The following is an 8,864-nucleotide window of genomic DNA, read 5'->3' as shown; positions in this document are numbered from 1 at the left end:
CCTCTCGGCCCGGTCGCCGGCTCCGGCTATCAGGGCAACCGCGGCCAAGGCGGCGGCTACCAGGGTGGCGGCGGCGGTGGTTATCAAGGCGGTGGCGGCCAGGGCGGTCGCGGTCGCGGCGGCCCGCGTCGTGAAGAGCGCGCTGCTCCTACCGACGCCGAAGGCAACGAGCTTTCCGAAAAGGTTGTCTTCATCAACCGATGCGCCAAGGTCGTCAAGGGCGGCCGGCGCTTCAGCTTCTCCGCGCTCGTCGTCACCGGTAACAAGGTCGGCAAGGTCGGACTCGGCTACGGCAAGGCGAACGAAGTGGCGGACGCCATCAAAAAGGCCAGCGAAGGAGCCCGCAAGGTGCTCGTCTCGATGAGCATTGTCGATGGCACCATCCCTCACGAAATCTACGCCGAGTTCGGCGGTGGCAAGGTCCTCCTCAAGCCGGCTTCTCCGGGAACGGGCATCATCGCCGGTGGCGGTGTGCGCGCCGTTTGCGAAGCCGTCGGCATCCGCGACATCCTCGCGAAGTCGATGGGTTCCTCCAACCACGCCAACGTGGTGAAAGCCACCCTCAAGGCACTCTCCCAGCTCCGCACCCGTGACCAGGTTCTCAGTGGACGCGGCAAGAAAAAGCGCGAAAAGGCGATCTGATCGGCCGTTTCCCACTTCATCACCAACGAAACATTTAGATTATGGAACTTCATTCATTCAGCCCGAATCCGGGATCCAAGCACCGGAACAAGCGTCTCGGTTGCGGCGAAAGCTCCGGCCACGGCAAAACCGCCGGCAAGGGTAACAAGGGCCAGAAGGCCCGCTCCGGAAGCGGCACCCGTGTCGGTTTCGAAGGCGGCCAGATGCCACTTCACCGTCGTCTTCCAAAGCGCGGGTTCAACAACTACGACTTCCGCGACAAGTTCTGCGTCTTCAACGTCGGTGAACTCGACGACCTGTTTGACGCTGGCGCCACCATCGACGAAGCCGCCCTCAAGGGCCAAGGCCTCGTCAACGGCACCTATGACAAGATCAAGGTTCTCGGCGTGGGCGAAATCACCAAGGCGTTCCACCTCGTGGTGAACAATGCCAGTGCTTCCGCTCGTGAAAAGATCGAAAAAGCGGGTGGCACGGTTACCGAGCCAACTGCTTGATCACTTCATTTGATCTCTGATTTCCGATGAGGAAGCGCATCCCGCGCTTCCTCATCGTGTTTATAGCCCAAGCTTCACTCTTCCCACCACTCAGCCATGATTTCTGCGTTTACCAACACTTGGAAAATCCCCGAACTCCGCGACCGGATTCTTTTCACCCTCGCCCTGATCGTCATCATCCGCCTGGGTGTGCACATCACGCTTCCGGGCGTCGATGCCACCGTCATCAAGGCGTGGATGGACAGCATGAAGAATCAGGACCCGGCTTCAGGTGGTGGTATCACCGCCTTGCTCACGGTGTTCTCCGGCGGTGGCCTCCAACAGGCCGGCATCTTGGCGCTGGGAATCATGCCTTACATTTCGGCATCGATCATGGTGCAGCTGATGACCGCGGTCGTGCCGAAGCTTTCGCGCCTCGCCCGTGAGGACGGAGGTCGCCAGAAGATCACGCAATACACCCGTTACATCACCATCGGTATCGCGATCGTCCAAGGTTTCTTCGTCGCGAAGTCCCTGACCAATCCCGAAAACATCCCCTACATGAGCGGGATTGAAAAGTTCGGCAACCTGGTGCCCGACCCGTCCTACACTTGGATGGCCCTTACCGTTGTCACCATCGTGGCGGGCACGGTTCTCCTGATGTGGATCGGTGACCAGATCACCGAAAAGGGAATCGGCAACGGCACTTCCATCATCATCACGGTCAACATCATTTCCGCACTGCCGGGAGCGTTGGTCCAGGCATGGAAATTCTTTGTTCCCTCGCAAGGCGCGGTGAATGCTTTCAACGCCATGTGGATGGTGGTCATGATCGGGCTTCTGCTCGTCGTCATCGCCGCGACCATCGCGATCACCCAGGCCCAGCGCCGGATCGCCGTGCAATACGCCAAGCGCGTTGTCGGTCGCAAACAGTTCGGCGGCCAGACCCAATATCTGCCCCTCAAGGTCAACTACGCCGGCGTCATGCCGATCATCTTCGCCTCCGCGGTGCTTTCGCTGCCTCCTCTGATGCTGCAATGGATTCCCGGAGTCTCCGGCCAGCCATGGGCTGTGAAGCTTTATGGCCAGCTTTCCCAAGGCGGCATGTGGTTCTACATTCTCGGCGGCATCGGCATCTTCCTCTTCTCCTATTTCTGGGTGGCCATGATGTTCCAGCCCTCGCAGATCGCCGAGGATCTCAAGCGCAACGGCGGCTACATCCCCGGCATCCGTCCCGGCAAGCCGACCGCCGATTTCCTCGACTTCACCATGACGCGCCTCACCTTCGCCGGCGCGTTCTTCATGGTCGCGTTGTTCGTTCTGCCAGTAATAACGGGCAAGGCCGTCGGCCTTCCACCCGGCTCGCTCGTCCTCCAGTTCTTCGGCGGCACCTCGCTGTTGATCATGGTCGGCGTGGTGCTCGACGTGATGCGCCAGGTTGAAACCCAGCTCCTTCAGAAACACTATGACGGCTTCCTCCGCAAAGGAAAACTCAAGGGCCGCTACGACCGTCTCAGCCAGACCAGCGGCGCGGCTCCCCGCACGGCGATTGTCTATCTGTGGACCGTGATTGGTATCCTTATCGTCGTCGGAAGCGCGGTTCTCATTTACAAAAACGCGCATTGATCGCTCCCGCCGCCAAACCGCTCCGTGTTGTCCTGCTAGGGCCTCCGGCTTCCGGTAAGGGCACTCAGGGAAGACGGCTCGCCGCGAGTCTCGGCCTCGGCTACCTCAGCACCGGGGCCGTGCTCCGGGAGCAAATGGAGATGGGGACCGACTTGGGAAAACAAGCCGAGCCCATCCTCGCCCGCGGGGAATATCTGCCGGACGACTTGATGTGTCCGATTCTTGCCGACTGGCTTTCACGCCAAACCGGCGGCTGGGTGCTCGACGGCTTCCCCCGCAGCCTGCCACAGGCGGTTTTCCTCGACGACTGGCTGGCGCGTCACGGATTGAAGCTCGACGCGGCGGTTTCTTTGGAAGTGCCGTTCGACCAGCTTCTCGCCCGCATCCGCAACCGCGTGGAGTGCCCGGAATGCCGCTGGTCCGGCCAGCGCGGCCAGCTAATCCATGACGGCAAGTGTCCGGTTTGCGGGGGTTCCGCAGGCCCGCGCGCCGACGACAGCGAGGAGAATTTCCGCAGCCGCCACGCCGAGTTTGTGAGTCTCACCCAGCCGGTGATCGCGCACTATCGGCAAGCGGGTCTTCTTTCTTCTTGCGATGCGACGGCTCCCGAGGGTGAAGTAGCTGCCCGGCTACTCCAACTTTTCCCGGTCCGTCCCGCTTGAAATCCTCAATTCTCAATTTCTGTTTCAACATCGTGTCCCGCAGAACCCGTATCCCGATCAAGTCGCCGCGTGAAATCGAGTTCATGCGCAAGGCCGGAGCCATCGCCTCCACCATTCTGCAGGCGCTGGCCAAGGAGGTCTCGCCGGGCCGCACTACCGGCGAGATCGACCAGTTGGCCGCGGAAATGATGCGCCAGCACGAATGCAAAAGCGCCTTTCTCGGCTACCGCGGCTTTCCCGGCTACACCTGCATTTCCGTCAACGAGGAAGTCGTCCACGGCATCGGCGGAGCCCGCAGGATTTTGCCCGGCGACATCGTGAAGATCGATGTCGGCATCGTGAAAAGCGGCTTTATCGGCGACAATGCGACCACCGTGGCAGCCGGTGACATCCCGTTGGAAACGAAGCGGCTGCTTGCCGTCACCGAGCAATCCTTATTCGAAGCCATCAGCCACGCGCGCGCCGGTAGAAAGCTCGCCGACCTCTGCGGCTCTGTGGAAGAATTCACCAAGCCGCACGGCTTCACCATCGTCCGCGAGTTCGTGGGTCACGGCGTGGGCCGCCGTCTGCACGAGGAGCCGCAGGTTCCTAACTACCGCCCGCAAGGCAAGTCCCCAACGCTCATGCCCGGCATGACCCTGGCCATCGAGCCGATGGTCAACGCCGGCGTGCCCTCCGTCCGAATTCTCGACGACGGCTGGACGGTCATCACCGAGGACCGCAAGGCCTCCGCCCACTTCGAGCACACCGTCCTGATCACCTCCGGCGATCCCGAGATTCTGACCTGGCGGCCAAGGGAAGCCTTGCCGGAAATGCTGGGTCTGCCAGCTTGGTAACTGGTGCGCGGACCTGATTCCGCCCGGCTGTCGTACCAAATCACGGAAACAAGGTGAAGCTCCAGTTCATCGCTCCGCGGACGTCACAATATTGGAGGTGGATGGTCTCAGAACGGACTTTCGTCGTCGAAATCATCGTCGCCACGGAGGTCTGCGGCGGAGGGTTCGCTGCTGGTGGAAGCCGCGCTCTGGCGAGCCGAAGGCTCGCGTGAGCCACCGGATGGCCCCGCCGGTGCCCCGCCGGCCTGGATTTTCCAGCACGCCAGGTTGACGAAGTATTTTCCGTTATACTCGTTGCCGCGGATATCGAAGCTGACTTGCACGTCCTGGCCGAGTTCGAAGGGATCGAGCAGCGGGCACTTGTCCTTCACCACCTCGAACTTGAGATCCTGCGGATACTTGTCTGCCGCGGTGGTGACCACGAACTCGCGTTTCGTAAAGCCACTCGCGAAACTCTGGGTGGTGCCGATCCATTTCAATTTGCCTGCGGTTTCGTACATGACCGGAGTTTCCAAAACCGGGCGGCGATGTCAAACGCGCAAGGTCAGCTTTTGGATTGTCGTCTCGCCAGTGCCCAGCCGGCGAACAGCGGGCTGAGGATCAAGGCGGCCGCCATCAACACAGTGCGCCAATCGACCGGCTCGCGTTTCGGGGCGATCTTGGAAGCCTTAGTTAGATTCCCGGAGAGAATCTCGATTTCGGCGGCGTGCGCCTGGCGGAGCGACTTGCGGAAGTCTTCGGTGGCTTGGCGGCGTTTAATCGCTTCGATGGAGGCGAGGATTTCGGGTTTCGCTTGTTCGAAAGCGCGCGGCTCGGCGGGTTTGCGGGCGGTGATCTCGACGAGATGCCAGCCGAGTTTGGTGCGGACGAGCGCGGGCTGGTTGGTTTCTAGCGAAAAGACAGGCGCGGCGAAATCGGCGGGGAGGCGGTCGCGGGTCATCCAGCCGAGCGCGCCGCCGCTGTCCTTGGTGGCGGGGTCCTCGCTGATTTCCTTGGCGAGAGAGGCGAAGTCTTTTTTCTTTTCGGTGAGTTCGACGAGCGCGGCATCAAGCTTCTGCTTCGCTTCTTCCGGCGGGTGATCGAGCGTTGGGATGAAAACATGGCGCGCCTCGACGCGCTCGGGCAGGGCGATGGATTGCTGGTTTGCGTCGAACCATTTGCGGGCCTCCTCGTCGGTGACCTTGATGGACTCGCCGATGCGCAGGGTGACGAGTTTTTCCTGCCGGATTCTAGCGGCGAGGCGTTCGCGGAGATCCCGCTCGTTGGGAATGCCTTGGGATTTCATCGCGGTTTCGAGCGCGCCCTTGCTCTCGAACCGGCCAATGAGGCGGCGCAGACGCTCGTTGATTTCCTTGTCGCTGGCGGTGAGTGGCGGGTCGAGCTCCTTGACTTGGAGGCGTAGCAACTCGTGGTCGATGAGTTCATCCAGCGCGGCGGCGCGGATAGTTGCGGGATCTGCGGCGGGATTACCTTCGAGCCAGAGTTTTTCGCTAACAGCGCGATCGAGCTGGCTGCGGGTGATCGGGTGCCCGGCGACCCGTGCGGCGATCTCCGGCTTTGGAGGCCTGTCACCTCCGATGGTTCTGCGGAGCGGCCCGTTGAAAATCAAAAGGTCTGCAACCAGATAGGCGAGGACCGCGCCATAGATGGCGAGCCGGAGGGTGGGTCTATCAAATGAGAACATGGAAAGTGAGACGGGATTCGGGCTATTTCGCGGTGAAAACCCGTGAGGCGGAGAGGGCGAAGTTTTCCGGATCATACATCGACTCGACCTTGGCGGGCGGGGCGGTGGCTTGGCCGGCGAGGGTGCAGCGGGCGAGGTAGGTGAGGGTGTAGGTGCCTTTCCGCCAGACTTTATCGAGGAAAAACGCGGCGCGGTCGCTGCGGAGTTCCGAGTGGCTGACTTGCCAATCGTTCTCGCTGGTGCGGATGCCGGCGGCGGCGCGCTGGGATTTGAAGTCGGTATTGACCGTTTCAAACACGGCGGGCAGCGGGTCCTCGATGACGAGGTAGCGCGTGTTGTCCTTGGGCAGGGTGACGCGGAGCGAGACGCGGACGAGGTCGCCGACCTGCGGTTCTGTCAGAATTTGCGCGGAGCCGTCGGCGTTGACGCGCTCGTAGATCCGGTCGATGGAAAGGCCGTTGGTCGCGACCGGCTGGATCGGCGCGATCTGCGGTTTGGCGGCGATTTTCAGGCGGACGAAGGCGCTTTGGTCGGCGGTGAGGGCGAGCTTGAGATCGGGCGTGAGCTTGAACGAGCGCGCGGCGGCGGGCTGGTCGCGGGTGAGGTAAATCGTTTCCGTGCCGGCGGCGGTCTCGAACGTTAGATTGACGGGCTGGTCGCTGAGATTTTGGTTTCCGGCATATCCGGCCATGGCGAGGAGGCTCCAGCCGTTCGCCCAGGTCGTGCGCCAGTGGCCGTAAGGATTGCGATCGTGGAGCATGCGGTCGAGGGCCTTGGTGGGTTCCGGTCCTTGGGGATCGACGGCCAGCCAGGCGATGAGGTTGTAGGCGTCATCCGCGGACCAAGGCATCCAATCGTCGTTCTTGAGCTTGAAGGCGACTTTGGAGGTCAGGACCGATTTCGCGATGGCGAGATTGGCTGGGTTGCCTTTCTCCTCGGCGGCGATGGCGGTGGCGAGCAGGCAGCGGGCGCTGGGTGTTAGCTCGGCGATGCGGTCGACGAGCGAGTTCCGATAGGCGGGCTGCGGCGATCCGCCGAGCGCGAGGACGAGCAGGGCGCGGGCGTGGGTTTCGAGTGCTTGCGCGGATTTTTCAGCGGCGACGCCGCGCAGGCTTTCGATGAGGTTCTTCTTGAGCGACTCGATGGCGGAGTCCGGGACGTTGGCGCCTTTTTCCGCAGCTAACATCAGGCCCATGCCGGCGTAGGCGGTGGCCCACGGCGCGGCATCGGTGCCGCCGGGCCAATAGCTGAACGCGCCGTCGGGGAGTTGCATCGAGAGCAGCCGGTCGGCTCCGGCCTGGATGGCCGCTTTGACCTTTTTCTCAGGGATTTTCGCGAAGCTCGGGATGACCGGGCTTAGTTCCTTCACGGTGAGCCACGGGATCAGCGAGGAGGTGGATTGCTCGATGCAGCCGTACGGATAGTGAAGGAGGAAATCGACGGAGCCGCCGGCTTCGACGAGCGGGGAGCGGGAGAATTCGAGGTCGATCTCGCCGCTGCCGTCTAGCAATTTCGAGTCGAGCTGGCCGCGGAGGTCCTGCTTCACGCCGGGCTTGTCGAGATTGACGAGCTTCATCTGGCGGAGCAGCGGCATCGGGTATTGGACCGGGAAGCGGGTCTCGACGGCGTCGGACAGGTTGCGTTTCAGGACGGGTGTCAGCTCGCCGCCGCTGAGGGAAACCGGAGTCGCTTGGAAGGTGAGAACGGCTTCCCCGGTGCTTTCGGCACGGGTGGGGAAGACGACGGTGGTAGATGCGCCGGGGGCGAGCGTGACTGTCTCGGCGGTGGAGCCGATGGCGACGGCACAGGGAGTTTCCGGGCCGCTGGCGGTGCTGAATTTGATTTCCCAGGTGCCGGTGAAGGTAGAGGCGTTCTGGACGAGGACCTGGGAATTGAACGTATCCGACTGGTTGGCGTAGCGCGGGGTTTTCGGCTCCAGCATGAGGTCCTTTTTCACCACGATGGACGACTCAGCGTGGCCGAACCTAGCGGCGTCCTGATGGGCGACGGCGATCAGGCGGTAGCGGGTGAGCGTGTCGGGAAGCTTGAAGCTATGGCTGAATTTTCCCGTGGAATCGGTGACGAGCGCGGGCGCCCAGGTGGCGCAGGGATCGAAGTTTTTCCGCAGGAGATCGGCGAGTTTGCCGAGGTCGCCGCCGCCACCGATGAAGAATCCCTTGTTGGAGAAAGATTGTTTTTCCGGGTCTTCGGAGATGAAGGTTTGGAAGGAGGTGCCGGACTCCACGTCGAGGTTGCGGGGCGTGTAAAAGTAGTCCATGGGCTTCGGCGTCTCGTAGCCCATGACGGCGAGCGTGCCTTCGTCTTCGGCGTAAAAGGTGACCTCGGCGCCGGCGGCGGGCTTGCCGTCGGCGAGGGTGATGCTGCCGGTCAGCGTGATTTCGTCGCCGGGGCGGTAGGATGGCGCGGGTGTTTCGAGTTTCACGGCGAGCGTGTCACGGAGGTTTTCCACGATGAGTTCGCAGTAGCCGAGGCGGAGTTGGGGTTCCTTGAGTTCGCGGGCGGATTCCTTCGCGCCCTTGACGATGAGGACGGAGACGAAGGCGTTAGGCGCGTCGTCGGCGGTGAGCGGAACTTCGATGACCGGCATGTCGGCCTTGAGCTGGACGGAGAAGGTACGGAGGACCTTTTCGCGCTCCACGGTGACGAGGGCGGTGCCTTCGATAGGCGTGAGGACGAGCACGCGCGCGGTCTCGCCGGGCTTGTAGGATTTCTTTTCGGCGACCATTTTCACGCGCAAGCCGTCTTCGTAGAGCCATGGGAATTCATGGGTTCCATAGACATCGAAATAGGTGACGGTGGCGAAGGCGCGGCCGTCCGGGTCGGTGCCGCGGAGGGTGAGGAAATGGCGGCCGTTGGACTTGGGCGTGACGGTTAGGACGGTGCCTTGCCCGGCGGAGGCGGCGGGGTCGATGGCGAGTTC

Annotated in this window: 8 protein-coding genes; 5 read left to right on the top strand and 3 right to left on the bottom strand. The window is 62.3% G+C overall.

Annotated elements, in window-relative coordinates:
• From rpsE to map, 5 genes are all read left to right on the top strand, one after another.
• A partial coding sequence (rpsE, locus tag AC4DF4_RS16860; protein WP_490049276.1) for a 30S ribosomal protein S5 occupies positions 1 to 642 on the top strand: 642 nt, incomplete at its 5' end.
• 41 nt (positions 643 to 683) lie between these two features.
• Positions 684 to 1,136, top strand: coding sequence for a 50S ribosomal protein L15 (rplO, locus tag AC4DF4_RS16855; RefSeq protein WP_490049275.1), 453 nt, complete (start codon positions 684 to 686; stop codon positions 1,134 to 1,136).
• 96 nt (positions 1,137 to 1,232) lie between these two features.
• Complete coding sequence (gene secY / locus AC4DF4_RS16850) at positions 1,233 to 2,741, top strand: preprotein translocase subunit SecY (RefSeq protein WP_490049274.1); 1,509 nt, start codon at positions 1,233 to 1,235, stop codon at positions 2,739 to 2,741.
• On the top strand, positions 2,738 to 3,403 hold the full coding sequence (locus AC4DF4_RS16845) for an adenylate kinase family protein (RefSeq protein WP_490049273.1): 666 nt from the start codon (positions 2,738 to 2,740) through the stop codon (positions 3,401 to 3,403). Before secY ends, AC4DF4_RS16845 begins: the two co-directional genes overlap by 4 nt.
• Positions 3,404 to 3,435: 32 nt before the next feature.
• Positions 3,436 to 4,239, top strand: a complete 804-nt coding sequence (gene map / locus AC4DF4_RS16840; protein WP_490049272.1) for a type I methionyl aminopeptidase — start codon at positions 3,436 to 3,438, stop codon at positions 4,237 to 4,239.
• A 107-nt stretch (positions 4,240 to 4,346) separates the two neighbouring features.
• Here the strand turns inward: map and AC4DF4_RS16835 are convergent, their stop codons facing one another.
• The 3 genes from AC4DF4_RS16835 to AC4DF4_RS16825 form a co-directional block, all read right to left on the bottom strand.
• On the bottom strand, positions 4,347 to 4,739 hold the full coding sequence (locus AC4DF4_RS16835; protein ID WP_490049271.1) for a DUF3127 domain-containing protein: 393 nt from the start codon (positions 4,737 to 4,739) through the stop codon (positions 4,347 to 4,349).
• 44 nt (positions 4,740 to 4,783) lie between these two features.
• Positions 4,784 to 5,923, bottom strand: a complete 1,140-nt coding sequence (locus AC4DF4_RS16830) for a peptidylprolyl isomerase (RefSeq protein WP_490049270.1) — start codon at positions 5,921 to 5,923, stop codon at positions 4,784 to 4,786.
• 22 nt (positions 5,924 to 5,945) lie between these two features.
• On the bottom strand, positions 5,946 to 8,864 hold a 2,919-nt coding region (locus AC4DF4_RS16825; RefSeq protein WP_490049269.1), incomplete at its 5' end, for an alpha-2-macroglobulin family protein.

The sequence above is a fragment of the Luteolibacter sp. genome, assembly GCF_058122085.1.
Note: the sequence above shows the minus strand (reverse complement) of the source record. Positions and strands in the feature narration are given on the sequence as shown.